Genomic DNA, 25,848 nt, shown 5'->3' with positions numbered 1-25,848 from the left:
CGCCAAAGACCGTTTTCAATTATCCTTTCTTCTGCTCCTGATATTTCTTCTCTGCTTCCTTGGCTTTTTCAAAATCCAACACCACACCATTGATGCAATAACGCAAACCTGTTGGTGGTGGACCATCTTCAAATACATGACCTAAATGCGCTTTGCATCGGCCGCATTGTGTTTCTGTGCGCACCATGCCGTGGCTATTATCCGGCGTATAAATAATGGCACCCTTGCTGATGGGTTCGTAAAAGCTGGGCCAGCCGCAACCGCTGTCGAACTTGGTATCGCTCTTGAACAAAGGATTGCCGCAGGCAGCACAATAGTAAGTGCCTACTTCCTTGAAGTTTTCAAACTTGCTGGTCCAGGGTCTTTCAGTGCCTTTCTGTCGGGCGATATAATACACTTCAGGAGAGAGCATTTTCTTCCACTGATCATCACTCAGCACCACTTTACTGCTATCTGTTCTGGAGTATACGGGGTTGTTTTGTTTTGACTCGCTCATTTTCTTGTTGGTATTGCTTTGAGAATAACAGCTGCTGAACAGGATGGTTGCCAGTGCTGTACAGATGATGGTTTTCATCTTCATTGATTTGTTACCCGAAATATACGCGCAAACAATGGCCTTGGTTTGATTTTGTGGAAGTTTGCCGGAACAAAATCGGTCAAAACACCCTCATTTTCAAGGCCTGACCGGTTTTGTGAAAGGTTTATTAAAATCCAGTCGTTATATTTGTTCCTCACTCAAGGTTAGTTAGTAGATGCTGAATATCATTCTGTTTGGCCCCCCCGGCAGCGGAAAGGGAACACAAAGCGAGCGACTCATTGAAAAATATGGGCTGAAACATCTCTCCACCGGCGATTTGCTACGCAGCGAAATAGCCGCCCAGACCCCATTGGGTATGGAAGCCAAAAACCTCATGGACAAAGGCCAACTGGTACCCGATGAAGTGGTGATTGGTATGATCAGCACGGCACTGGAAAACAATCCCCAAGCCAAGGGTTTCTTATTCGATGGTTTCCCTCGTACAGAAGCACAGAGCGAAGCATTGGATAAACTGCTGAAACTGAAGCAGACAGAAATCCTGGTGGTACTGGCTTTGGAAGTGAGTGAAGAAGAATTGGTGAAGCGATTACTCAACCGCGGACTCACCAGCGGCCGCAGCGATGATACCAATGAATCGGTGATTCGCGCCCGTATTGCTGAATACCATAAGAAGACTTCTGCCGTGGCAGATTACTACAGCCGCTTCGATAAAGTAGTAAAAGTACCCGGCGAAGGCAGCATTGATGAAATATTCAATAGCCTGTGCAGCGAAATTGAAGCAAGACTGTCTTAATATTATTGATCCTTTAGTTTTTTCAACCAATACTAGTTGTTAAGCCCCTGCAATACTGCGGGGGTTTTTCATTTCAGCCGCCTAACTTCGCAGCTCATGCCTGCCATATGATGGAAGACAAAATACTTTTCCTCAAGGAGGAGTTTGTGCCCCTGCTGCGCCAGCTTCAACCCAATGCCCAACCGGCTTGGGGTAAAATGGATGCCCAGCAAATGGTGGAACACCTGCGCAATGCATTCAAAGTAGCCAATGGCAAGTTTCAAGTGACTGAGATGATAACCACCGATACCGCACACTTGGAAAAACTGCAGGCTTTCATCATGACGGATAAACCCTTCCGCGAGAACACCAAGTCACCAGCTTTACCGGATGAGCCGCTGCCCAAAAGATTCGATAGTCTTTCAACGGCTATTGATAAATTGGAAGAAGAACTCAAAGCCGTATTTGCAGTTTACGAAGCCAACCCTGCGTTAGAGATACTGAATCCGGTATTTGGTAAACTGAACTTTCACCAACAAGTAGCGTTGCTATACAAACATGTTACCCATCATTTACACCAATTCGGATTAAAGACCCATGCGTAAATATTTTGTTTGGATTCTACTCTTTTTTGTAACTACTGCACAAGCACAACAGCTGCTTAAGCCCGGCTTTGATGCAGATGAATATGCCGACCTGCTCTTCATGAATTTCTACATGATGAACAAAACTGCTTATGTGGGTAAAGACACCACTATGCTGAAAGGCAGTTACAGAAAATTGTATCAATCACCTGAAGTAGGATTATACAATCGAGTAGAGCTATTCAAGCGTAGTGATGGTGTAGGTATCATCAGCCTACGCGGCACAGTGATGAAAACCGAAAGCTGGTTAGAGAATTTTCATGCAGCCATGATTCGCGCCAATGGCAGTTGGCAAATCAATGATTCAACCGTATTTAAATACCAATTGGCAGCAGATAGCAATGCGTATGTGCATGCGGGCTGGATGATTGGTCTCGCGCATCTCGCACCCATCGTGTTACAACAAATGGCGCAACAACCCATGAAGGAGTGGATCATCATGGGGCATAGTCAGGGTGGCGCATTGGCATTTCTCATGACTTCTTATCTGCATTATTATTTTAAGCAGCAACAACAGTCCTATCATTTCAAAGCTTATTTCAGTGCAGCACCCAAACCGGGTAATCAAGTATATGCGTATGATCTGGAACACATCACCCGCGATGGTTGGGGTTTTCGTGTAGTGAATAGTGCCGACTGGGTGCCGGAAACACCATTCACGATTCAGAAAGTAGAAGACATGAATGCAGTGAATCCTTTTGCCAATATCACCAACCTGCTGGGTAATGTACCTTTCTTTACGCGTGTAGGATTGAACTATGCGTTCAACAGAATGCGCAAAGGCACTTCCAAAGCCACACGTATTAACAGAAAGTATCTGGGTAATTTGATTTATCCGCAGATCAACATAACCCTGCCGCAATTGCGTAAGCAGGAGTTTGTGTACAGCTCGCAATTCATGACAGCCGGCACGCCGGTGATTTTGATGGCGAACAAAACCTATTTAGATAAATATCCTTTTGATGGAAAGAATCTATTCATCCATCACATGTATCAACCATATCTGGATGTATTACGCATCTATTATCCTGCAAAAAAATAAATGATGAAACTAGAGAATTACATACTCGGAAAATGGATTACGGGCGATGGTGATGGTCAGCCACTCTATCACGCTGTTACAGGCGAAACCATTGCAGCCGCTAGTACTAAGGGATTGAATTTTGCAGATGTACTGCAGTACGGTAGAACCAAGGGTGGTGAGGCATTGCGCAAGATGAGCTTCCAGGAGCGCGGCCTCATGCTGCGTGCACTGGCTTTGCACTTGCGTAATCATCTAGATAAATTTTATCAAATCAGTTACAAGACTGGTGCTACCAAAGCAGATAGCTGGATTGATATTGAAGGCGGTATTGGTAATTTGTTCGCTAACGCATCGCTGCGCAGAAAATTCCCGAATGAATCTTTTGCCTTGGATGGTGAGGGACATATGCTGGGTAAGCAAAATACGTTTATGGGTCACCACCTCTTGGTGCCGAAAGAAGGTGTGGCCATTCATATCAATGCATTCAATTTTCCGGTGTGGGGTATGTTGGAAAAAATTGCCGTGAACTTACTTGCAGGCGTACCTGCTGTAGTGAAGCCAGCAACGGTAACATCCTTTTTAACGGAAGCAGTGGTGCGTGAGATTGCCAACTCGGGTATTCTGCCAGATGGTACATTGCAATTACTCTGCGGTTCTGCGGGTGATTTGTTGGATCATGTGCAGTCGCAGGATGTAGTCACTTTCACCGGTTCTGCTTCTACAGGTCTAATGTTGAAATCACATCCAAAAATTCTGAGTGAATCCGTACCCTTCAACATGGAAGCAGATTCCTTGAACTGTATTGTGCTGGGCAAGGATGTGGAGCCGGGTAGTGCCGATTGGGATGTGTTTATCAAAGAAGTGCGCAAAGAGATGACGGTTAAGTGCGGACAAAAATGTACGGCCATCAGAAGAATTTTTGTGCCGGAAGATAAAATGGAAGATGTACAGATTGCATTGGGTAAGGCTCTGGCACAAACCACCATCGGTAATCCACTGAATGAGAAAGTACGCATGGGTGCTTTGGCCGGACAAACACAACGTAACGAAGTGAAAGAGCAGGTGCAGAAATTGCTCGCCTCTTCTCAACTCATTTATGGTTCATTGGATAGTGTAGAAGTGATGGATGCTGACGCAAAGAGTGGTGCGTTTATCAGTCCACTTTTATTGTGCAACACCAATCCCTTCAACAGTGCAGCCGTGCATGAAGTAGAAGCGTTTGGTCCCGTAAGTACTTTGATGCCATATCAACATATCGATGATGCTGTAACGTTGGCCAAAATGGGTAAGGGCTCGTTGGTGTGTAGTGTGGTGACGAGCGATACACAGATTGCGAAAACATTTGTATTGGGTGCCGCATCATATCACGGCAGAATTGTGGTATTGAATAATGCCTGTGCAAAAGAGAGCACGGGTCATGGTTCACCTTTGCCTTTGCTGGTGCATGGTGGTCCGGGCCGTGCAGGTGGCGGAGAAGAAATGGGTGGTGCACGTGGTGTAAAACATTATATGCAGCGTGTCGCTATTCAGGGAACACCGGATATGATTACTGCCATCAGCAATCAGTACCAGCCTTATGCAACGGGTCTGCACGATGGGGTACATCCATTCAGAAAACATTTTGAAGAATTGCGTATCGGTGATCAGTTGATTACAGAAAAGCGGTTGATTACTAGTGAAGACATTGATCGTTTTGCTGCTTTGAGCGGAGATCATTTCTACGCGCATAAAGTCAATACTGATTTCAGCGGTACTATGTTTGAGCGTCAGGTAGCACATGGTTATTTTGTGATGAGTGCTGCTGCGGGCTTATTTGTGGATGGTTCTGAATTAGGCCCGGTATTGCTGAATTATGGTATTGATGAATTGCGCTTCACCAAGCCCGTCTACCCAGGCGCAGAAATTCATATTCGTTTTACTTGTAAAGAGAAAGTGCCACAGGAGCAAAAAGAAGCGAATGATATTCCAAAAGGTATTGTGAAGTGGTATGTAGAAATGATTGATGAAACCAATGAGCATGTGGGTGTAGCCACCATTCTCACTATGGTTAAAATGAAACAAGCTTAAACATTATTTTATGCAAGAAGCATATGTACATCATACAACGGTAGATGGTATTGCTACGATTGAGTTTTATCATCCACAGAAAAATTCCCTACCCGGCGATTTACTACGCGAGTTAGCGGCTACCATTCAAAAAGCAGGTGCTGATGCTAATACGAAAGTGATTGTGTTGCGTTCAGGTGGTGAGAAAGTATTTTGCTCCGGCGCTTCTTTTGATGAATTAATCGCCATTGAAAATGAAGCACAGGGTCTGCGTTTCTTCAGCGGTTTTGCAGAAGTGATCAATGCGATGCGCACCGTACCTCAGTTCATCATTGCCCGTATCCATGGTAAATGTGTAGGTGGTGGTGTGGGTGTTGCTGCTGCTGCTGACTATGCGATTGCTGTGCAAGGTGCTGATGTGAAACTGAGCGAATTGGCTGTAGGTATTGGTCCCTTCGTGGTGGGTCCGGCAGTAGAACGGAAGTTGGGTGTATCTGCTTTTTCACAGTTGGCGATAGATGCATCCATGTGGCGCCCGGCGGAATGGGCTAAACAGAAAGGATTGTTTGCTGAATTGCATGATACTGCTGAGGGTATGGATGATTCTATCAACCGATTGGCAACAACTTTGGCGAAGAGTCATCCTGCTGCTATGCAGGAAATGAAACAGGTATTCTGGAAGGGTACCGAAGACTGGGATACGCTACTGCTGGAGCGCGCTGCCATCAGTGGCCGACTCATCCTAAGCGAGTTCAGTAAAAACTTTATTGCTGCTTTTAAGAAGAAAGCCTGAGTTTTCTCAGTCTTTTTATTTCAACAGATGGATACATTCGCAGTATGAAACAGGTTCAGCTGCTGATGCTATCCATTTTTTGTTGGGGAATTGTTACAGCACAAAAAACGGTGAATCAGGAACACATGTTTTGGACTTCCGTGAACAGCACAATTCGCTTCAGTGATCGTTGGGGCTTGATGGCGGATGTACACATGCGCAGAAATAATTTCATCGCTGATCCGGGCTTTTATTTTATACGTGTTGGTGCCTATCACTGGTTGAATCAGCAAACCATTTTATCTGCGGGTTATGGGCATATGTGGCTGGCGCCAGGTGTTGCAGGCAGACAGAATTTTGTGAATGAGAACCGACTACATGAACAGATTCAGTACAATAGCAAATGGGGCAAACTACAGATTGTACAGAGAGTAAGATTGGAACAGCGCTGGCAGGAGAAAGTGGTGAATGATGTGCGCACGGGACAAACCAGATTCACCAATCGCCTGCGTTTATTATGGAGTTTCAGTTATCCCATCAGTAAAAAGCCGTTTACACCATCGCTTGTATTGGCCGATGAACTGTTGGTGCAGCACGGTAAGGAAATCGTGTATAATAGTTTTGACCAGAATCGCTTATTCTTTGGAATGCGACAAGCTTTGTCAAAAGAATGGAGTTTCGATATTGGCTATATGCAAGTATATCAGCAAAGATTATCTGGCAATGTGTACGACCTGAATCATACCATGCGTCTCTTCTTTTATTATAATGCTGACTGGCGTAAGAAACATGCACCGGTGACGAACCTGCATGATGGTAATTAGGATTAACGCAGTAACCCTGCAGACCACTGAATGGCGTAATAAGATTTGAAGTATTTGATGCGCAACTCAACCAGTTTTTCCTGAGTCTCCATTACTTTGTTCTCACGGCTGTTGATCATGAATAAGGAGCTCTCACCATTGCTAAAGCGAAGCTCTTCATTACGTAACAAGGTGTTGAAAGCAACATAGTTTTGCTGGTACTGGTCCAGCTGATTTTGCAGCTGAAATGTTTCGTTATAATAATTACGTACTTTCAATTCGGTTTCCCAGCGCTTATTATTCAGTTCCAGTTTGGTCTCCTGAATTTTCAATTTTGCTTTTCTGTAATCACCTCGTCCTTCTCGCAGGAAGAGGGGTATTTTGAAATCTAATCCGTATTTGTAGTTGTTCTCTAAGAGATTGCCGCCAAAGTTTTTGAATGCATAATAATCCTTATTGAGTAGATTATATTTCAGGTCAACATAAGGTAGGAAGCTTTGAAACTTCAATTTTCTTTCAATTTCCAGACTATTCAGTTTAAAATCGTAGGCACGCAGTGATGGATTACCAATCATTGCTTGCGTGATCAAACTTTCCATCGGCTCTGCCTGAGCATATTGATTGAACTTTGTTGTATCAGGGTAGAATCTGTCTGATAATAGTACAGCACTATCCTGATCTATCCAGAGAAATGCAGAAATATCTAAGCGAGATGTGTTCAAACGCATGAAAGCTTCTGCTTGTCTGGCGCGAAATGTTTGTACCTGGGTCCATGCTTCCAGTGTATCCATGGGTGAGCGATCACCGTTTTGCCAAGCGATACGTACAAAGCGCAAGCGTTCATTTGCAATCTGCAGAAAGCGGTTATACGTATTGAACAACTGGTAGCTGCCTGCCCAGCTATAATAACTTACATATGCATCAAAAAGCAAGTCGTTAAGCATCTTCAGTCGTTCTTGCTCGCTCATGTTGCGGTATTGCTTGGCCTGCAATACAGCAGCGCGCCGCTTATCCATAAGCAGGCCACGTGCAACAGGCATTTCAATACCAAAATAGCTGGTATTGCCTGAAGTGGTTTCGCTATTCAGGAATGTGCCGCTATTGCTTTCAATACCATACTTTACTTCGGCACCAATCCAGGTAGGGATTTTTAATTCCGGATTCCAGTAGTTATAATAGTTTTTTGCATCGAAAGTTTTTCTTTCGAATTCACCTTGCAAAGCAGGATCAAAATTACCTCTAGCAGCCAGTAATGCAGCTTCGGCAATAGCTACCTGTAAAGATGCTTGTTTGGCAACCGGGTGATTCTGCTTTACCTGCGCAATGTATAGATCAACAGGCATTAACTCAGTGCTGCGGGTTTGTTGTGCCGCCACTGAACTGATATTGATGAAAGAAAGAATGAAGAACAACGCCTGTTTCATGACTTATTTTTTCTTTTCTGCACTTTTATCCTTGCTGTCTTCTGATGCTTTATAATATTCAGGCGGGAATCCGTTGATGTTTCGCCACAGTTCGTACCAGATAAATACGTCTTTCAGCAATGCGATACCATTGGCGCCACCACCCATGCGCAATTGCGGCGGCCATGGTTTGTCTTTGGGATCTTCTACAACGAGAACACGAAACTTGCCGTTACTGCTCACTGATTTTTCAACAGCATAGACCACACCACCAAAAGTACCATAGGATGCTTGTGGCCAGCCGGAGAATACAATTACCGGAAAACCATCAAAGATGAATCGTACTTTTTGTCCCTTAGAGATCAAAGGCAAATCCATCGGCGATACAAACATTTCTACTGCATACTTGATCTTGTCAGGAATAATCTCCACCAGCATATCACCTTCCTTCACCATTTCACCAATACCCGCTTTCCGTGCTTTGGCAATCTGTCCGTCCTGAGGTGCAGTTACATAGTATAATTGATTACGGTAATCGTAATTGGCATAGAGGTTCTCCATCTTTGCCACATCTGCATCACCGGTAGCTGCATTGGATAAAGAAGAGAATCTTTCTCCTTCAGCTTTATTGATCTTATCAATATACTCCTGAATCGTTCCTGCACGTTCCGCGCGAATGCGCTGTATCTCCTGCAGTGATTGCAGGTATTTATTTTCTGCAACTGTTCTTTTGGCCAAAGCATTTTGAAAACTCACTTTTCTTCTTTCATAATCTACCAGAGAAATTACACCTGAGTCCAACATGAGCTTGGCAGCTTCAATCTGTCTTTTGGTTACCATCAACTCATTATCTACCGCACGTACATCCATACTATCGCCCTGCACTTTCAAATCCTGTTGTTGCAGTTTGATGGCCAGCTCTCTCAGCTTGGCATCTCTTTGCTCCTGCAAAGCCTGTACCTGTATGGCAGCTGTTTGCGCTTTGCTGCGATAACCGTCTATAGCAATTTTTTTAGCGTCAATTTGTTGTTTGGTTCTTTCAAGAAGTTTGGGATCGAAGTAGTCAACTTTTACTTCACCCAGTTGCAGAATAGTGTCACCCTTCTTCACAAAATCACCTTCCTTGTAATACCAGTTGACAATTCTACCGGCAATGATGCTATTCAGTTCCTGTGGTCTTTGTTCCTGTAATAGTGTGGTTACTGAGCCGCGTGCACGGATATTCTGCGTCCAAGGCAGAAAAAGCACAACGAATAAAACAATGAGGCTTCCCCACAACCATTTTCTAACCTGACTGGTTTTGTGTACCTCGTAGATTTTTTTGAATGAACCAAGTTTTGGATCATCCACTTGTGATTCAATTTCTATATCAATATATCTGCTCATGTGATTAGCTGTTTTTTGCCTGCCATTGCTGCCAGTTGCCCTGGAAAGTGATGGCTCCATTTTCTACGTACAATAAAATATCACAAGCTTTTGCTATTTCAGCATCTTCTGTTGTAATCAATACAGTTGCTTCTCTGTCTGCATTCAGGTAATCCATAATGTGGTTCTGATATGGTTTCTCCATATGCTGGAAAGGCTCTTCCAATAAGAGTAGCCTGCGTTTGCCAAGAAGCGCACGCATCAATAAAATATCCTGCCTGATTTTACTTGGCAAACGTTTACCGGTTGGATCAAGTTCAGTATCAAAACCTTTGGGTTGCGATTGAATAAAGTTTACCAGTCCGCATCTTTCTGCCAGCTCGGTAATGTCTTTCAGTTGAATTGATTTATTGCCCATGGTGATGTTCTCATACAAAGTGCCATGGAAAATATCCTGCTGACTCAATAGAATACCTGTATTCGCACGCAGCGATGTAAGGTTATAGTTCGCGATAGGTACATTATCTACGAGTACCGAACCTTCGAAATTGGTGAATGCTCCTGTTAACAAGCGAAGAATGGTTGATTTACCAGCGCCGCTTTCGCCCATGATACATACTTTCTGACCTGGTGTAACGTGCAGGTCCATGCCCTTCAGCGCCTGTATGCCATCCTGATATTGGAAGTTTACGTTGTGGAAGTCGATGGAAACACCCTTACCTGTATCAGACATCAATGCTGTGCCTTCTACTTCTGTTTCGCTTTCAGTTACTTTATTCAGTTTCTGAACAGAAGTAAGCACATCATATACTTTGTCCAGATTCATGATCAACTTTTCTACTGAACCAATCACGGTAAGAATTACAATCTCAGCTGCGATAAACTGACCAATATTGATTTGCTGATCCACCAATAACAATGCACCCACAATCAGCATGGCTGCTGTGATTAAAATTTTAAAACTCACCAGACTCCAGTACTGCGTCAACAGAATTCTGAAATGTTCTGTTCTCGAATGGAGGTAACCGCTTAGAATTTTATCGGCTCGTTGCATGTGTAAGTCTGTGCCGCGTGAGTATTTGAAAGATTTAATCACTCGTGCCAATTCTTCCAGCCAAGCTGCTAAACTGTATTTATAGTCACTTGCTTTTAAACTGGTTTCAAATCCTTTGGCAGAAGTGTATTTGATGATCAGGAAAACGATGAAGATCAATACTGCGCCAAAGCCAATGAATACAGGGTGGTAAAATGCCAGTAAGACCAAACCAAAAGTGATTTGAATAACAGCCAGTGGAATTTCCAAGAGCAATTTTTCGATACCCTTTTGCAGGGTAACTGCATCGAAATATCGGTTTACCAGTTCAGGCAGATAGTAATTGTCTAACTTTTCAATATTGAGTCTGGGTAACCTGTCTGCGAACTCAAACGAATAGCGTACAAATATTTTCTGCTGTACTTTTTCTGTAATCTGCATTTGTCTTACCTGCAATAGTCCGTTCAGAAAAACTGCTAAAACCACCAGGAAAATCAGGATGATGATAGAGGTTGAAACAGAGCCGGCCATCACGAAACTGATGATGGTCTGAATACCCAGTGGCATAGCCAGCTGAACCAGACCCGATAAGATGGCAAATATGTAAATGGCAGAAATGTCTTTTTTGTCCAGTCTGAGTATCTGGAATAATCGCTTTAGCGCTCCCGAAGGAGATACTGGGGTGCTTGCCATAAGTTGTTAAAAATCAGGTCGATATATAAATTAATAACGAAAAGTGCTATTCACTTTACAATGATAGTGCCAGTTTGTTCTATGTTGCGCCTTGAAACACTTAAAAATCATTAACATTTATGACCGGAAATATCATCATCAGTAATCTGACGAATCCGGTATTGCTGTTCTTCCTGCTGGGTATTCTGGCTGCACTCGTGAAGAGCGATTTAGAAATACCCGCTTCCAGCTCCCGCTTCATCTCCTTGTATTTACTTTTTTCTATCGGTTTCAGAGGTGGGCAGGAATTGTCACACAGCGGCATGGATGCAACAGTTGGATTAACGCTTTTACTGGCCATGTTATTGGCTGTAATTGTGCCTTTTTATGTGTTTTTCCTCATGCGAACGAGGATGGCTGTTTCCGACGCAGGCGCCGTGGCGTCTGCATATGGCTCGGTCAGTGCGGTTACTTTTGTATCAGCAGCCAGCTTTCTGGAAGCAAGCCAGGTGCATTATGGTGGGCATATGGTGGCAGCGATGGCCTTAATGGAAGCACCGGCTATTGTGGTGGGCGTTGGTTTGATGCGCAAATTTGATAAAGAATCTGCGGGTCAACACCGTTTCAGAACCATAGTACATGATGCATTAACCAACGGTTCAGTACTCATGATTGTGGGTAGTTTGCTGATTGGTCTGATAGCCGATTCCAAGCAGGCAGAGGGCATTAAACCCTTTACTTCGGACATTTTCAAGGGATTTTTAGCTGTTTTTCTGCTGGAAATGGGCATGGTGGCCGCCAAAAGATTCAAGGCTTTTCGCCATTATGGCTGGTTTGCAATCGCTGCAGCCCTAATTATTCCACCTGTTAATGGTCTATTAGCCATCGGTCTTACAACTTTTGGGAATATTTCAGCGGGCGACAGACTCATGATGGCCATCCTTGCTTCCAGCGCTTCTTATATCGCCGTACCCGCTGCCATGCGTTTGGCAGCCCCCAAGGCCGACCCGGGTTTGTACATTCCAATGGCTTTGGGTGTAACCTTCCCTTTCAACATCACCGTGGGTATTCCTTTTTACTGGTGGTTGATACAGGGTTGATTAGAGATCATCAAACTCGTACAGCGGATCAATATGGGTGCCAGCAGGAATTTCACATACTGGTTTGATGATGCCATCTTTTAAATCGTATACCCATCCGTGTAAATGCGGTATATGTTCATGTTTCCAGGCTTTTTGGACAATAGAGGTCTTGGCCAGATTCATGACCTGTTCTTGAATATTGAATTCAACCAGCTTATTCACGCGTGCTTCCTCATCTTCAAGTGTGTCGATCTCATCCCGGTGTATGCGATATACATCCTTGATATTGCGTAACCATTTATTGATGATACCCAGATTATGGTGCGTCATGGATGCTTTCACACCGCCACAACCATAGTGTCCGCAAACAATGATGTGGTGCACTTTCAAGACTTCCACTGCATATTGTAATACGCTGAGTAGATTCAAGTCGGTATGCACAACCAAATTGGCAATATTTCTGTGTACAAAGATTTCTCCCGGTTGAGTACCGGTAATTTCATTTGCGGGTACGCGACTATCGCTACAACCAATCCAGAGAAATTCGGGTGTTTGTATGTGTTCTAGTCTGGAGAAAAAATCAGGATCGTCCTGTAATTTTTCTTTAGACCAGGCTTTGTTCTCTAAGAGTAAACGTTGATAAGCTTTCATGATGCTTGGGTATTTGAAAGGAACAAAAGATGGTTTGGTTTATGCTGACTTTTCTTGATGCTGAAACGGATGTTTTTTAAATGTGCATGCTGAATAAAAATGTTGATTTCTTCAATCACATCTTTATCAATAAAATCTGCTCTTGTTGCATCTACAATCACAAATGCATTTTCTGGAATTTCTTCCAATAGCTTTTTGATAACAGGCTTGTTCAGAAAAGATACATCCTTTCTCAGCCTAACCAGATAGTGATTATTGTCATTCACCATCAGCACGCTGCTGCGGAAATTACTTCTCACCAGAAAGAACAAACCAGCAATAATACCAATACAGATACCAACTAATAAATCGGTAAAAAGTATTGCCAGGATCGTGATTAAGAAAGGACCAAACTGGTCCCATCCCTTTGAATAGAATTCTTTGAATATAGAAAGCTTAGCCAGTTTGTATCCGGTAAAAATCAATACAGCAGCTAGTGCACTGAGCGGTATCAGGTTTAATAATTTTGGTATGAAGGCCACACACAACAACATCAGTATGCCGTGTAGTATGGTACTCATTTTTGTTTTTCCTCCTGCAGCAACATTTGCTGAGCTGCGTACTACAACAGAAGTCATTGGCAAGCCACCCAATAATCCGGAAACTATATTACCAACGCCTTGTGCTTTTAATTCCAGGTTAGACGGACTGATTCTTTTTAGTGGGTCAAGTTTGTCAACCGCTTCAATGCCAAGTAAAGTTTCCAGACTGGCTACCAGTGCAATGGTGAGTGCTGCTGACCAAACAGCAGGATTGATGATTTGGCTGAAATCAGGAAAAGTAAAAAACGAGAGAAAATGTTGGGTATCTATAGCAACAGGTAAATTAACCATATGCTCTTTTTGCAAAGACAGTTCGGGAAAGCTTGTCTGAATCCATGTGTGTAAAGCAATGGCCGTGAGTACCACCACAAGTGGACCAGGGATGAGTTGCAACCATTTGGTTTTTTTGAAAAACTTTGTTTCCCATAATGTGAGTATGCTTAAACTCAATAAACCAATGAGTATTGCTGCTGGCGAAAACTGTTCGAAGGAAGCCAATATTTCTGTGAGTGTATTCTGATTATCGGCTTGTTTAAATGACATGTCACCCTCAAAGTCTGCGTCATAACCAACCAAGTGTGGCAGCTGCTTGAGGATTAAGATCAGACCAATCGCTGCAAGCATACCCTTGATAACTGCATTTGGTACATAATCACCAATCACACCTGCTTTCAGGTAACCAAACACAATCTGAAACAAGCCGGCTAACACTACGGCCAAAAGAAATGCATCAAATACCTGGAGTTTTGTGATGGCAGCAGCAACAATAACAGTAAGACCTGCTGCGGGCCCGCTTACACTCAAATGCGATCCACTCAGTATTCCAATAACGATACCACCAATTATACCTGCGATGATACCCGAGAATAAAGGTGCTCCACTACCCAGTGCAATACCAAGACAAAGCGGTATCGCTACTAAGAGCACAACGATAGATGCGGGAAAGTCAGCAGCAAGATGCTGCAAATGGTTTTTTTTCATGATTTAACTGGTTCTTGAAAAGGAGCTTGTTGTAGGATACATTTAACAACAAACATTTGGAGGGGGAACCAGTATTTCGGCAGCATGGTTTTGTGGCAGGGTTTCTTTGAATGCGACAATCGTCCAGTTGATTAATGTTGCATTGATATTCTTCGCGGAGAGAAATATACCCAGCTCATCTGAATACAATAAGCTTGACTTGAACGTGCCATATTCATGTACTTCTGCACAAGGTATTTCTTCCGTCCACTGATTACTGATGAGCGCTTTGCCGATTTGCTCAAAAGGTAGCAGCTGGATGAACAGTACATGCAGCAATAATATGGCGATTAAGGGTTTCTTCAAGCCGGGTGTTTAGGGTTGCATAAAGCTAACTTTTTTTAAGAACGAGCAAAAAAAAGTGTGGCATTGCCACACTTCTATCATTTCTATCGCTTGAAAAATTAAATATTCAATCCGCCGCAGGCGCTGATAACCTGACCGGTGATATAGGCACTCATGTCGCTGGCCAGGAAAAGAGTGGTGTCTGCAATTTCCTCTGCCTTACCAAATCTGCCCAAGGGAATCTTTTTCAGGAATTCTTCAGCTGCAGCACCTTCTTTGAGGTAATGCGTCATATCTGTTTCAATAAAGCCTGGCGCAATGGCATTACAACGAATATTTCTGCTACCCAATTCATGTGCCACAGACTTGGTAAAGCCGATAATACCTGCTTTGGATGCAGCATAACTACCCTGGCCCGCATTACCGCGAATACCAATAATGGAACTCATATTGATGATAGAGCCTTTTTTAGCCTTCATCATAGGGCGAATAACCTGCTTGGTCATATTGAACACACTGCTCAGGTTTACATCAATCACCTCATCCCATTGTTCTTTGCTCATGCGCAGCAATAAATTGTCTTTGCTGATACCGGCATTATTCACGCACACATCTACGGTGCCAAACTCTTTTACAACATCGTTGACAAAGGTTTCGCACTGCGCAAAATCTGCTGCATTGCTTTTGTATGCTTTGGCATTTACACCAAGGGCTTTAATTTGTGCTTCCAGTGCAGCAGCTTTTTCTGCACTGCTGTCGCTAACATAGGTAAATGCAATATTACTGCCATGTTCTGCCAGCTTAAGCGCTATGGCCGCGCCAATACCTCTGGCTGCGCCGGTTACAATGGATAGTTTTCCTTCAAGTAGTTTCATAAAAGGGTTTTGAACAGCGTAAAAGTAGGCAAATAATACGCATCAGCACAGTTGTAGTGTGAAGTAGAGTACCATTATCTTATATAAGTAAAATATCCACTCACCATACACATAAAGAAAAACAATTGCAGATGGTATTGTCAGTAACCATTTGGTGTCATAGAATCTTCTGAAAGCAAAAGTAATGTAAAGCGTATCCATTAGTAAAACTGGATATTCAACCCAATAATTACCATCCCAGAAAAAGCGTTCCCAAGGTTGGTGTATAGCTGTTACAACAAAGGCAATAAATGGAACGATCAAAAAATGTAATGCAATAAAGAATGCACTCAACTCAATCGCAATGATGAAATGATCAAATAATAATCTCTTTCTGTAAAAGAACAAAGCAGCTAGAAACAATGCTGATAAGGGAATGAGGGAAAACAAAGTTATTTTAGAAACAGCAGGTGATTTTTTATCGTAACGATCTGCGATTGTTCGATAAGTTACTGCTTCTTTTTGCATCTTATTTTTAATTAACGGAACCGAAAACCAGGTGTATTCATACTCATCATTTGCATAGGTGTTCAGTTTCATATTCAACCCCTGGTATTTCGGGAACAGCAGGTATAGAATAACCAGCAGCAGAAAAAGTGAAACTGGCTTGAAATACTTTTTACGAATACCGTTGCAATAATCAAGAGAGAACTTACCGGGTGTGGTAATAATTGTTCTTAGTGTAGTAAGAAAAGCTCCTTCGAAGTGTGTGAGAAAGTGCAGAAACTCTTCTGCTATATGCAGCAATGATTTATCGTGTGATGAATAGACTTTCTCGCCACAGTTATTACAGTAATGACCTGTGAAAGTGTGGCCACAGTTTTTGCAGATCACCTCGTGGTTATGATAGGTGTTGCTTGATTTCATCAATATAGGTTCTGTCGTTGCTGAGTCTTGGAACTTTATGCTGGCCGCCAAGCTTACCCTTGCTGCGTAACCATTCCTTAAAGCTACCTTTTTGAATGGATTGTACAATGGGCATACCCAGCGCAATGTCTTTATGCCTTTTGGCTTCGTAATCACTGTTTACGGCTTTCAGGGCTTCATCCAGTGCTTTGGTGAAGGTGGCCATATCAGCGGGTACCTGTTCAAATTCTATCAGCCATTCGTGTGCACCATTACCATGATCACTGAAGTAAACCGGTGCAGCGGTATAATCATTCACCACAGCGCCAGTCTGCGCGCAGGCTGCAGCAATCGCATTGTCTGCATTATCTGCAATCACTTCCTCGCCAAATGCATTGATATAGTGTTTGATCCTGCCACTTACTTTGATTCTGTATGGCTTTAAGGAAGTAAACTGAACAGTATCACCAACTAAATAGCGCCAAAGACCGCCATTGGTTGAAATAACCAATGCGTATTGTTTGCCCAATTCTACTTTATTCAAACCAATGGTTTCCGGATTTGCTTTACCGTATTCTTCCAGCGGCATGAACTCATAAAAAATGCCATGATTCAAGAAGAGTAGCATACCATCGTCTTCTGGACTGGCCTGTGCCGCAAAGAAACCTTCGCTCGCATTATAGATTTCGAGGTAATGAATATCTGCACCAATCAACTTGGCAAACTGTTCCCTATACGGTGTAAAGGAAACACCGCCATGAATGTATAATTCCAGTCCCGGCCATACTTCTTTCAGCGTGCGCTTTCCGGTAATTTCCAGAATGCGTCTAATTAAGACAAGTGTCCAGGTAGGTACACCTGCAATTGATGTTACATTTTCGTAAATGGTTGATTGAGCCAATTGCTCAATTTTAGTCTCCCATTCATCCATCAATGCAATGGATAATTCAGGCGTACGCAACCATTGTCCCCAGAAAGGCGTGTTTTGTAACAAGACAGCACTTAAATCGCCGTAATGCTGACTATCATTCAGTTTATTAATTTGATGGCTGCCGCCGATTACCAATCCTTTACCGGTTAATAAATCACTATCCGGATTGAAGTGATAATACATGGTTAGTACATCTTTGGATGCACTGAAATGGCCATCTTGTAAACTCTCTTCCGTCACTGGGATGAATTTACTTTTATCGCTTGTGGTACCACTGCTCTTGGCAAACCATTCAACTGGCGTATTCCAGAGCAGGTTTTCCTCCCCCTGCATCAATCTTTCGATATAGGGCTTCAGGTCGTTGTATTCGTGAATCGGTACAGCTTGTTTAAAGTCGCGCACTTTGAACAACTTGTTCATGCCATACTTTCTACCAATCTCTGTGTACTGGCCATGGGTAACAAGGTCTTGAAGCACATCGCGCTGTGCGTGCACAGGATCATGTACCCAATGCTCAATATTGGCATAGCGTAAACGGGCCAGTCGGGATATGGCGGGGCTGAGCAGCTTCATGCGGTGTTGGCAAAATAATCAATGCCCGGCAAAAACAGCAATAGAAGAATGTTTAGTTATTGGTTTTCTGCATTTTGTCTGGCAGCATTGTCTCTTTCCATTTCAATGATCCAGTCTTTTCTGCGTAGCTCAAAATTGGTACCCAAATAAAGTCTGCGTACTTGCTCATTATCGGCAAGCTCTTCAGCAGTACCATGCTGGAAGATTTTTCCTTCAATCAAGAGATAGGCCCGGTCGCAGATAGACAGGGTTTCATTTACGTTGTGGTCTGTAATTAGAATACCAATGTTTTTGTACTTCAGCTTTGCAACCACTGTTTGAATATCCTCAACTGCAATCGGATCCACACCAGCAAAGGGTTCATCTAGTAGAATAAATTTTGGGTCTACTGCCAATGCGCGTGCAATCTCTGTTCTTCTGCGTTCGCCACCACTCAGGCTATCACCATTGTTTTTGCGTACATGGTGCAGGTTAAATTCATCCAATAAGGTCTCCAATTTGTGTTGCCTTTCGCCCTTGGTGAGTTTGGTCATTTCCAATACCGCCATGATATTGTCTTCCACACTCAGCTTACGAAACACGCTGGCTTCCTGTGGTAAGTAACCAATGCCCATTTGGGCTCGCTTATACATTGGCAGTTTGGTAATGTCCTGATCATTCAGGTAAACATGGCCCTGGTCTGGCTTAATCAGGCCAACCACCATATAGAAAGTAGTTGTTTTGCCGGCACCATTAGGCCCTAACAAACCCACAATTTCACCCTGATTTACGTTTACAGAAACTTGTTTTACCACGGTTCTGCCGCCGTAAGTCTTAATCAGGTCTTTGGTATGGATGGTCAGGTTCAAACGAATGATTTGCGCAAAAATAGGGTGAATTGAACAGGATAATCCCTGTACAACAATCATTAACAGTGATTTTGTACTGTATATTGCAGCAATTTAGCAGCATGAAAGTAACCGAGCACATCCAACAGGCCAAAGACACCCTGATTTCATTTGAGGTATTGCCACCACTCAAGGGCAAGACTATCCAAAGTTTATATGATCATCTGGATCCATTGATGGAGTTTAAACCATCTTGGATCAATGTTACTTATCACAGAAGTGAAACGGCTTTTAAAAAGAAGACTGATGGCACTTTTGAAAAAGTAGAAGTGCGCAAGCGTCCCGGTACGGTGGGTATTTGTGCGGCCATCATGAACCACTATCAAGTGGATACGGTGCCACATTTTATTTGCGGTGGTTTTAATAAGCGCGAAAGTGAAGATGCGCTGATTGACCTGAACTTCTTAGGTATTGATAATGTATTGGTGTTGCGTGGTGATGCAGCCAAGAACGAAGCTTCTTTTGAGCCAGAAGCGGATGGACACCGTTACGCGATTGATTTGCAGCGACAAGTAGTTAACCTAAATAGTGGTATTTATTTGGACGACGATATCCGCAACGGTGGTAAAACTGATTTCTGTATTGGTACTGCCGGTTATCCAGAGAAACACTTTGAAGCGCCCAATTTGGAGATTGATCTGCAAAGGCTCAAAGACAAAGTTGATGCTGGTGCAGATTATATCATGACACAGATGTTCTTCGATAATCAGAAATTCTTTGATTATGTAAAAGCTTGTCGTGATATGGGTATCAATGTACCCATCATTCCGGGCTTGAAACCAATTACCAATAAGAAGCAGTTAAGCGTTTTGCCGCGAATTTTCCATGTAGATATTCCTACAGAGCTCAGCAACGCTATTATGAAATGTAAGACTGACGAGGAATGCGAGAAAGTGGGTACAGAATGGCTGATTCATCAGAGCCGCGAATTAAAGAAATTCGGCGTACCTGTATTGCACTACTATACTTTGGGTAAACCCAAAGTGATTTGGAATGTGGTAAAAGAAATCATCTAAATAAAAAGGGGCACTTGCCCCTTTATTTTTTCTTCAACCTTTCGGTGATCAATTCATCAAACTGTTCTATGGTAAGCTGTTTGGCGATGATGCGTTTGTCTTTGTCCAATAAATAAAAAGTTGGCGTCACTTTCACATCATACAACTGCCTGAAATTAGGCAGGCCTGCTTTTTCTTCCAATTGTCTTGCTGCTCTGGTTTGATACACATGCGTCCAACCTTCCAGCTTGTTATCCTGAATAAACTTTTTCCAGTCATCAAGAATTTTCTCATCCACATTCACAGCATATTGTGCTACACCCAGATTTTTCCACTTAGCGCGATAAATAGAATCCACTCTTGGCATGGTTTCCTTGCAGTGGCCGCAATGGGGATCCCAAAAGCTCACAAAAGTGAAAGGCGCTTTGATAGCATACAAAGCCTGCGGTTTACCGGTAGTATCTGTCAAATCCAATACTGGGGCAGGTTGACCCAGCTGATTCGCGATCATGCTATAGCCACGGTCGAAAATGGTTTTGCGCGATGCAGCGTTCAGATAAGTGGTATCACCTTTGAGGTAATGTTGTTCAAATAAGTACACAAATACTTTATCCTGACCCATGTACTCAGGGTTCATGTATTTATTGGTGAACTTGGTTAAGAGGTAAGGATATAATTCCTTGGTGCCTCGTGCGGACAGGAGCAAGTATTGTACTTCCTGAATCACAGAATCTGGATCAGGTGAAACATAATATTTGAAATAATCATCCAGCTTGGGTTCGAAGAAGGGTGTACGCAATAAGCGATCATCGTTGAAGATTACATCGTCCCAGAAATGTTCTTTTACATAACGATATGGAAAAGCCGAATCAGGCTTACCATTGACGATGGGGATAGCAGGCGCAGCAGGCGTTTGCATCACTCTGAACAACATACTCAGCATCGATCTTGGTTGCTGCTGCATGATGTTCTTGCGATATACCTGTAAATCGTTACTAGCCGCATTTATGAGTGATTGTAAGCGAGATGAATCCGCTGCAGTGCGTGCTTGTTGCAATTGCTGTTCCAGGGCTTGCAACTGCATGCCCTTATTGGCAGAGAATTGTGAGTATTTCCGGAAAAGATCATTATCAGGCGAGCCGGTGATAATGGCTTTGTCTTTCTGTGCCGTATCAGCCACAATGCTGAACTGCTGGGCTTTGTCCATCAGTAATTCAAACTGAATTACATAATCTGGCGATACCACAAAATAGATACCGCCGGTTAGTTTGGTTTTGCCTCGGAAAGCACCCTGACTATTGGCATTCAATATACAGGAATCTGCCAGAACCCTGGTTTTACCGTAATAACTGCCCAAATACACTTTACAGTTCTTCAATGGCTTAAGGGTAATCTGGATATTTCTGCCCGCAGGCGTTTGGGCCATAGCTATGCCCGCCCAGATAAGCAATAGACTCAGTACCAATCTTTTCATACGCATCATTCTGGCGTTAAAATTACAGGATTGGCTTCTTGCTTTTTGTTAATACACAGCAGATTCGATTCGGCAAGCCTTACTTTTGCGCCGTGAGAAAGCAGAAACCGCCCGTTATTCTGGAAAAAGTATTGGTAGAAGATTATGCTGCCGAGGGTAAATCGCTTGCCCGGGTTAATGGGAAAGTGATTTTTCTGGAACATACTGTACCCGGAGATATTGTAGATGTTCAACTGGGTAAGAGTAAAAAAGATTGGGCAGAGGGGCGCCCCATTCGCTTTCATCAATATTCGCCCGATAGGGTCAATCCTTTCTGTACACATTTTGGTGTATGTGGTGGCTGCCAGTGGCAACACCTGCCTTATGCCAAACAGTTGGGATACAAGCAGCAGCAAGTGCTGGATAATCTCACCCGCATTGGTAAAGTTGCTTTACCGGAGATGCCGCCCATTATTGGGGCTGATGTAACGCAAGGCTATCGCAATAAAATTGAATACACGTTTGCTACGCAGCGCTATATCCCTACTGATGAGTTTCGCAAGATGAAGGAATCGGGTACATTCCCCGAGAGCGATAAAGTAGCCGGCTTTCATGCGCGTGGCTTTTTTGATAAAGTAGTAGAGATTGATACCTGTCATCTACAGGAAGAACCTACCAACGCCATTCGTAAAGCGATTGTGGCTTTTGCAGAACAACATCATGCACCATTTTACGATATCCGCCAGCACCAAGGTTGGTTACGTAATATCATCATCCGTATTGCGACTACTGGTGAGCTGATGGTGAATCTGGTATTGGGCTATGAACAGCGTTCATTGCGTGAGCAGCTGCTCGATCATTTGCTGCAGTTGTTTCCACAGATTACCACGTTACTATATACAATCAACAGCAAGCATAACGATAGTATTCATGATTTGAAACCGGAAGTCTATCATGGCCCGGGTTATATCATTGAACAGCTGGAAGATTTTCGTTTTAAAATCAGTCCCAAGTCTTTCTTCCAAACCAATACCCGTCAGGCAGAAAAACTCTATCAGGTTACCAGAGCGTTCGCGGCCCTAACGGGAAAAGAAGTCTTATACGATTTGTATTGCGGTACAGGTAGTATTGGTATTTTCTGCAGCAAGGGCGCTGCCAAGATTGTTGGGGTGGAATTGATTGCTGACGCGATAGAAGATGCCAAACTCAATGCAGCATTCAACGGCATTCAGCACTCTTATTTCACGGCTGGTGATGTAATCAATATCTGTGATGACGCATTTTTTGCTACGCATGGCAAACCGGATGTATTGATTACTGACCCGCCAAGAGCCGGTATGCATGAAAAACTCGTCAATAAATTGCTGGAGATCAGCGCACCCACAGTGGTGTATGTAAGCTGTAACCCAGCCACACAAGCCAGAGACCTGGCTTTACTGGATGAAAAATACGCAGTTACCAGAATGCAGCCGGTGGATATGTTTCCGCATACCCACCACATTGAAAATGTTGTACAATTGAAATTGCGCTAATTACCATGACTGAATTCAGACCCACGCGATTTGAAATATTGCCACTCATCGTCAAGAACCTGCTCATCATTAATGGGCTGATGTTTTTGGCGCAGATAACTTTCAGCGGTCCAACCACTAGTTTCTCTTTTGAAGATAATCTGGCCTTGCACGCCTGGCAGAGTGAGCTGTTCCGTCCTTGGCAATTAATCACGCACATGTTTTTGCACGGCGATTTCGGCCACATCTTCGGGAATATGTTTGCGCTCTGGATGTTTGGTTCTATTCTGGAAAATCTATGGGGACCAAAACGCTTTCTCACTTTCTACCTGGTTTGTGGCTTGGGGGCAGCATTTATTCATTTGTTGTTCTTGAATTATGAATTCGCTGAGTTAGCTCGAGACTATCAATATGTATTCAATAAGCAGGATGCTGGTAATCAGGCCTTAGTGAATGCCATGATTGACTTCATCAATAAATACCATGTGGGCTTTCCTGCACAGTCGCTGGAGTTTATTAGAGAAAATCCGCAGGACAATCAATCAGTGGACCTGCTTTTCCAAAGCATTACCAAAGCATATAAATCTGCCGTCAACAATGCAACCATCGGCGCCAGCGGTGCGGTGTTTGGTGTATTGGCCGCATTTATTTATCTCTTCCCCAACACCTATATTTATTTGTACTTTTTGGTGCCCATCAAGGCCAAATGGTTGGGTTTGTTGTATTTCGGGTATGAAGTGCTGTTTGCCTTACGTAATTCAGCCGGTGACAATGTAGCCCGTTGGGCGCATATTGGTGGAGCAATTGTAGGCTTCCTCATCGTACTCACTTGGAACAAAAAGAATAAAAAAACGTTTTATTAAAAAAACAGCCGTGCAAACAAGCGCTTATTCAAGATCGGGCAGACAATTATTGCTGGGGCAGGATAATAACGGCCTTGTATTGCTTTTTGCCATCAACGGCATTATGTTCATCCTGTTGAACTTTCTGAAGATCACTTATTTTCTTTCTTATGATGATAATGCTACGGCAGAATTATTCTTCCGTAAGCAGATACTGAATTGGTTTGTGCTGCCTTCCGATCCGGATATGTTTTTTACGAGACCCTGGACTTTGCTTACCTATATGTTTACGCATATGCAGATCTGGGCTTTTCTGTCTAATATGCTTTGGCTTTGGGCATTTGGTTATATCCTGCAGGATCTCTCCGGAAACAATAAGCTTATTCCTGTTTATCTATATGGTGGGTTTATCGGCGGTTTGGTTTTTTTACTCAGCGTAAACTTGGTTCCTGCTTTTCAACGCAACCTCGAGTTTATGCCCAATCTCATGGGTGCCGGTGCTGCAGTAATGGCCATTGCTGTTGCAACAACGACATTGACACCTGACTACAGAATCTTTCCTTTGCTCAATGGTGGTATTCCTTTGTGGGTGCTTACCTTGATTTTCGTTGCCATTGATTTTGCTTTCATCGCCAGTGCCAATGGTGGCATTGCGCTCGCACATTTAACTGGTGCAGCAATTGGTTTTATCTATATCCATCAACTACGTAAGGGTAGAGATATTGGTGCATGGATGACCAGTTTGGTGCAGTGGATAGATGATTTGTTTAATCCGGAGAAAAAGCATCGCTCAGATAAGCGCAAAGAACAATTGTATTATCGCTCCAATAAAAAGCCTTATACCAAAACACCTTTGCTTACGCAACAAAAACTGGATGCCATTTTGGATAAGATCAATCAGCATGGGTATGAAATGCTCACTGAAGAAGAGAAAGCATTTTTGAAAAGAGCATCCGAAGAAGAGCTGTAAGAATACGACTGATTTAGTACTTTTAATGCATGGCAACCAAGGCTTCAGGCTTTAAATATTATTTCAGGCTTTTCTTCCTTATCATCAATCTTATTGTAGCACTAATTTTTGTGTTGGGATGTTTTTCCCCAATACTGAATCCTGTTGATTTCTGGCCATCAGGCTTTGTATCGCTGGTGATGCCTTACTTGATCATCACATTGCTATTTTTTGTTTTGTTCTGGTTGATCATGCGTCCCATCGTCGCCATTTTTCCAATTATAGTATTACTGGCAGGCTATCAACAGGTTCTATCCATTTTTGCCTTCCATCCTACAGAAAGGTTTCAAATAGCAAAAGCACCGGATGCCATTCGTGTCATTACTTGGAATATCCATGGGTTTAATGGATTGAGTGGTACTAAGTCAACCCTGCGCCTAATCCGCGAAGAGATATTCAAAACCATCGATGAATCTGGCGCTGATGTGATTTGTCTGCAAGAATTTAACCATAGTACTAAGATGGAAGTGCGTTCAGACAATATTGGTTTGTTTCAAAAAGCATTTCCATACTACTATTTCTCGCACGATTATGCTTTCAGTGATCATTACCAAGCGGGCACCATACTTTTTTCCAAACTGCCCATTGTAGATACAGGTAAGATTCGCTATGCCAACGGAGAACACCTGATCTGGGCAGATGTGGTAAAGGGTAAGGATACTATTCGCGTCTATACAACTCACTTGCAATCTTTCAATTTTGGTGTGGAAGATTATGCCAATATGTATGACCTGAAAGAGGGTGAAGCAGATCCATTGAGTTCGTCGCGACCTATTCTGCGGAAAATGCGCGAGGCTTTCCGTTATCGTGGCACGCAAGCGGATATGATACAAGAAGTGTTGATGCAGAATCGTTTGCCTTCATTTATATGTGGCGACTTCAATGATGTGCCCGGTTCATATACATATTTCCGCGTGAAAGGTGATAGACAGGATGTTTTTCTGAAAAAGGATTTTGGCATCGGCAGAACTTATAATTCTTTGGCGCCAACCCTGCGTATCGATTATATCCTGCCCGATAAGCAGCTGGAAGTACTGCAATGCGATCTGGTTGACGAAGGCCTCAGCGATCACCAGATGCTGATTGCCGACCTGCGTGTGCGAAAATGATGTAATTTCGAGCCTCGATGCCAATACAGTTGTCCATAGTTTGTTGTTGTTGTTGCTGATTCCCGCAACCCGCTGTATTATTCTATT

The 25,848-nt window shown here is 43.1% G+C and carries 24 protein-coding genes; 12 read left to right on the top strand and 12 right to left on the bottom strand.

Annotated features, from left to right (window positions below; all coding sequences use genetic code 11):
- Positions 1-19 precede the first annotated feature (19 nt).
- The gene (gene msrB / locus J0L83_09990; protein MBN8664896.1) at positions 20-580 is read right to left on the bottom strand and encodes a peptide-methionine (R)-S-oxide reductase MsrB; all 561 of its coding nucleotides are present in this window, start codon (positions 578-580) and stop codon (positions 20-22) included.
- 172 nt (positions 581-752) lie between these two features.
- On the opposite strand from msrB, the gene J0L83_09985 reads away from it, so the two are divergent.
- The 6 genes from J0L83_09985 to J0L83_09960 all read left to right on the top strand — a co-directional run bounded on the left by J0L83_09985 (position 753) and on the right by J0L83_09960 (position 6,620).
- The gene (locus J0L83_09985; GenBank protein MBN8664895.1) at positions 753-1,331 is read left to right on the top strand and encodes an adenylate kinase; all 579 of its coding nucleotides are present in this window, start codon (positions 753-755) and stop codon (positions 1,329-1,331) included.
- Between the two features lie 107 nt (positions 1,332-1,438).
- Positions 1,439-1,915: a hypothetical protein gene (locus J0L83_09980; GenBank protein MBN8664894.1), complete on the top strand. Its 477-nt coding sequence runs from the start codon at positions 1,439-1,441 to the stop codon at positions 1,913-1,915.
- A complete protein-coding gene (locus tag J0L83_09975) occupies positions 1,908-2,996 on the top strand; it encodes a lipase family protein (GenBank protein MBN8664893.1) in 1,089 nt (362 codons plus the stop codon). The genes J0L83_09980 and J0L83_09975 overlap by 8 nt, the downstream gene beginning before the upstream one ends.
- Positions 2,997-5,045, top strand: a complete 2,049-nt coding sequence (gene paaZ / locus J0L83_09970) for a phenylacetic acid degradation bifunctional protein PaaZ (protein ID MBN8664892.1) — start codon at positions 2,997-2,999, stop codon at positions 5,043-5,045. It begins immediately after the preceding gene.
- Positions 5,046-5,055: 10 nt separating this feature from the next.
- Positions 5,056-5,817 (top strand): enoyl-CoA hydratase/isomerase family protein, encoded by a 762-nt coding sequence (locus J0L83_09965; GenBank protein MBN8664891.1) that lies wholly within the window; start codon positions 5,056-5,058, stop codon positions 5,815-5,817.
- Positions 5,818-5,861: 44 nt separating this feature from the next.
- Positions 5,862-6,620: a DUF2490 domain-containing protein gene (locus J0L83_09960; protein ID MBN8664890.1), complete on the top strand. Its 759-nt coding sequence runs from the start codon at positions 5,862-5,864 to the stop codon at positions 6,618-6,620.
- 2 nt (positions 6,621-6,622) lie between these two features.
- On the opposite strand, the gene J0L83_09955 is transcribed toward J0L83_09960, so the two are convergent.
- Genes J0L83_09955 through J0L83_09945 form a run of 3 tightly spaced genes read right to left on the bottom strand, consistent with a single transcriptional unit; the run spans position 6,623 to position 11,093 of the window.
- Entirely contained in the window at positions 6,623-8,023 is a 1,401-nt protein-coding gene (locus J0L83_09955; GenBank protein ID MBN8664889.1) for a TolC family protein, read from the bottom strand.
- Positions 8,024-8,026: 3 nt separating this feature from the next.
- Positions 8,027-9,388, bottom strand: coding sequence for an HlyD family efflux transporter periplasmic adaptor subunit (locus tag J0L83_09950; GenBank protein MBN8664888.1), 1,362 nt, complete (start codon positions 9,386-9,388; stop codon positions 8,027-8,029).
- A gap of 4 nt (positions 9,389-9,392) precedes the next feature.
- Positions 9,393-11,093, bottom strand: a complete 1,701-nt coding sequence (locus J0L83_09945) for an ABC transporter ATP-binding protein (GenBank protein ID MBN8664887.1) — start codon at positions 11,091-11,093, stop codon at positions 9,393-9,395.
- A 119-nt stretch (positions 11,094-11,212) separates the two neighbouring features.
- On the opposite strand from J0L83_09945, the gene J0L83_09940 reads away from it, so the two are divergent.
- Positions 11,213-12,172 (top strand): sodium-dependent bicarbonate transport family permease, encoded by a 960-nt coding sequence (locus J0L83_09940; GenBank protein MBN8664886.1) that lies wholly within the window; start codon positions 11,213-11,215, stop codon positions 12,170-12,172.
- On the opposite strand, the gene can is transcribed toward J0L83_09940, so the two are convergent.
- From can to lptB, 7 genes are all read right to left on the bottom strand, one after another.
- A complete protein-coding gene (can, locus tag J0L83_09935) occupies positions 12,173-12,805 on the bottom strand; it encodes a carbonate dehydratase (protein ID MBN8664885.1) in 633 nt (210 codons plus the stop codon).
- Positions 12,802-14,367 (bottom strand): SulP family inorganic anion transporter, encoded by a 1,566-nt coding sequence (locus J0L83_09930; GenBank protein MBN8664884.1) that lies wholly within the window; start codon positions 14,365-14,367, stop codon positions 12,802-12,804. The genes can and J0L83_09930 overlap by 4 nt, the downstream gene beginning before the upstream one ends.
- A 42-nt stretch (positions 14,368-14,409) precedes the next feature.
- The gene (locus J0L83_09925; protein ID MBN8664883.1) at positions 14,410-14,712 is read right to left on the bottom strand and encodes a hypothetical protein; all 303 of its coding nucleotides are present in this window, start codon (positions 14,710-14,712) and stop codon (positions 14,410-14,412) included.
- Between the two features lie 98 nt (positions 14,713-14,810).
- A complete protein-coding gene (gene fabG, locus J0L83_09920) occupies positions 14,811-15,566 on the bottom strand; it encodes a 3-oxoacyl-[acyl-carrier-protein] reductase (protein MBN8664882.1) in 756 nt (251 codons plus the stop codon).
- 42 nt (positions 15,567-15,608) lie between these two features.
- On the bottom strand, positions 15,609-16,472 hold the full coding sequence (locus tag J0L83_09915; GenBank protein MBN8664881.1) for a DUF3667 domain-containing protein: 864 nt from the start codon (positions 16,470-16,472) through the stop codon (positions 15,609-15,611).
- Positions 16,447-17,955, bottom strand: a complete 1,509-nt coding sequence (locus tag J0L83_09910) for a GH3 auxin-responsive promoter family protein (protein ID MBN8664880.1) — start codon at positions 17,953-17,955, stop codon at positions 16,447-16,449. The genes J0L83_09915 and J0L83_09910 overlap by 26 nt, the downstream gene beginning before the upstream one ends.
- Positions 17,956-18,011: 56 nt before the next feature.
- Positions 18,012-18,803, bottom strand: coding sequence for an LPS export ABC transporter ATP-binding protein (lptB, locus tag J0L83_09905; GenBank protein MBN8664879.1), 792 nt, complete (start codon positions 18,801-18,803; stop codon positions 18,012-18,014).
- A 101-nt stretch (positions 18,804-18,904) separates the two neighbouring features.
- Here lptB and J0L83_09900 point away from each other — a divergent pair, with 101 nt between their 5' ends.
- Complete coding sequence (locus J0L83_09900) at positions 18,905-19,858, top strand: methylenetetrahydrofolate reductase (GenBank protein MBN8664878.1); 954 nt, start codon at positions 18,905-18,907, stop codon at positions 19,856-19,858.
- 22 nt (positions 19,859-19,880) lie between these two features.
- Here J0L83_09900 and J0L83_09895 read toward each other — a convergent pair whose 3' ends face one another.
- Complete coding sequence (locus J0L83_09895) at positions 19,881-21,311, bottom strand: DUF5106 domain-containing protein (GenBank protein MBN8664877.1); 1,431 nt, start codon at positions 21,309-21,311, stop codon at positions 19,881-19,883.
- 92 nt (positions 21,312-21,403) lie between these two features.
- Here J0L83_09895 and rlmD point away from each other — a divergent pair, with 92 nt between their 5' ends.
- Genes rlmD through J0L83_09875 form a run of 4 tightly spaced genes read left to right on the top strand, consistent with a single transcriptional unit; the run spans position 21,404 to position 25,761 of the window.
- Positions 21,404-22,822 (top strand): 23S rRNA (uracil(1939)-C(5))-methyltransferase RlmD, encoded by a 1,419-nt coding sequence (gene rlmD, locus J0L83_09890; protein MBN8664876.1) that lies wholly within the window; start codon positions 21,404-21,406, stop codon positions 22,820-22,822.
- A 5-nt stretch (positions 22,823-22,827) separates the two neighbouring features.
- Positions 22,828-23,664: a rhomboid family intramembrane serine protease gene (locus tag J0L83_09885; protein ID MBN8664875.1), complete on the top strand. Its 837-nt coding sequence runs from the start codon at positions 22,828-22,830 to the stop codon at positions 23,662-23,664.
- Positions 23,665-23,674: 10 nt separating this feature from the next.
- Positions 23,675-24,613: a rhomboid family intramembrane serine protease gene (locus J0L83_09880; protein MBN8664874.1), complete on the top strand. Its 939-nt coding sequence runs from the start codon at positions 23,675-23,677 to the stop codon at positions 24,611-24,613.
- 29 nt (positions 24,614-24,642) lie between these two features.
- The gene (locus J0L83_09875) at positions 24,643-25,761 is read left to right on the top strand and encodes an endonuclease/exonuclease/phosphatase family protein (GenBank protein ID MBN8664873.1); all 1,119 of its coding nucleotides are present in this window, start codon (positions 24,643-24,645) and stop codon (positions 25,759-25,761) included.
- The last annotated feature ends 87 nt before the right edge of the window (positions 25,762-25,848 follow it).

The organism is Chitinophagales bacterium (genome assembly GCA_017303835.1).
GTDB lineage: Bacteria > Bacteroidota > Bacteroidia > Chitinophagales > Chitinophagaceae > JAFLBI01.
The sequence above is the reverse complement of the archived record's forward strand: the minus strand, read 5'-3'. Positions and strand labels throughout refer to the sequence as shown.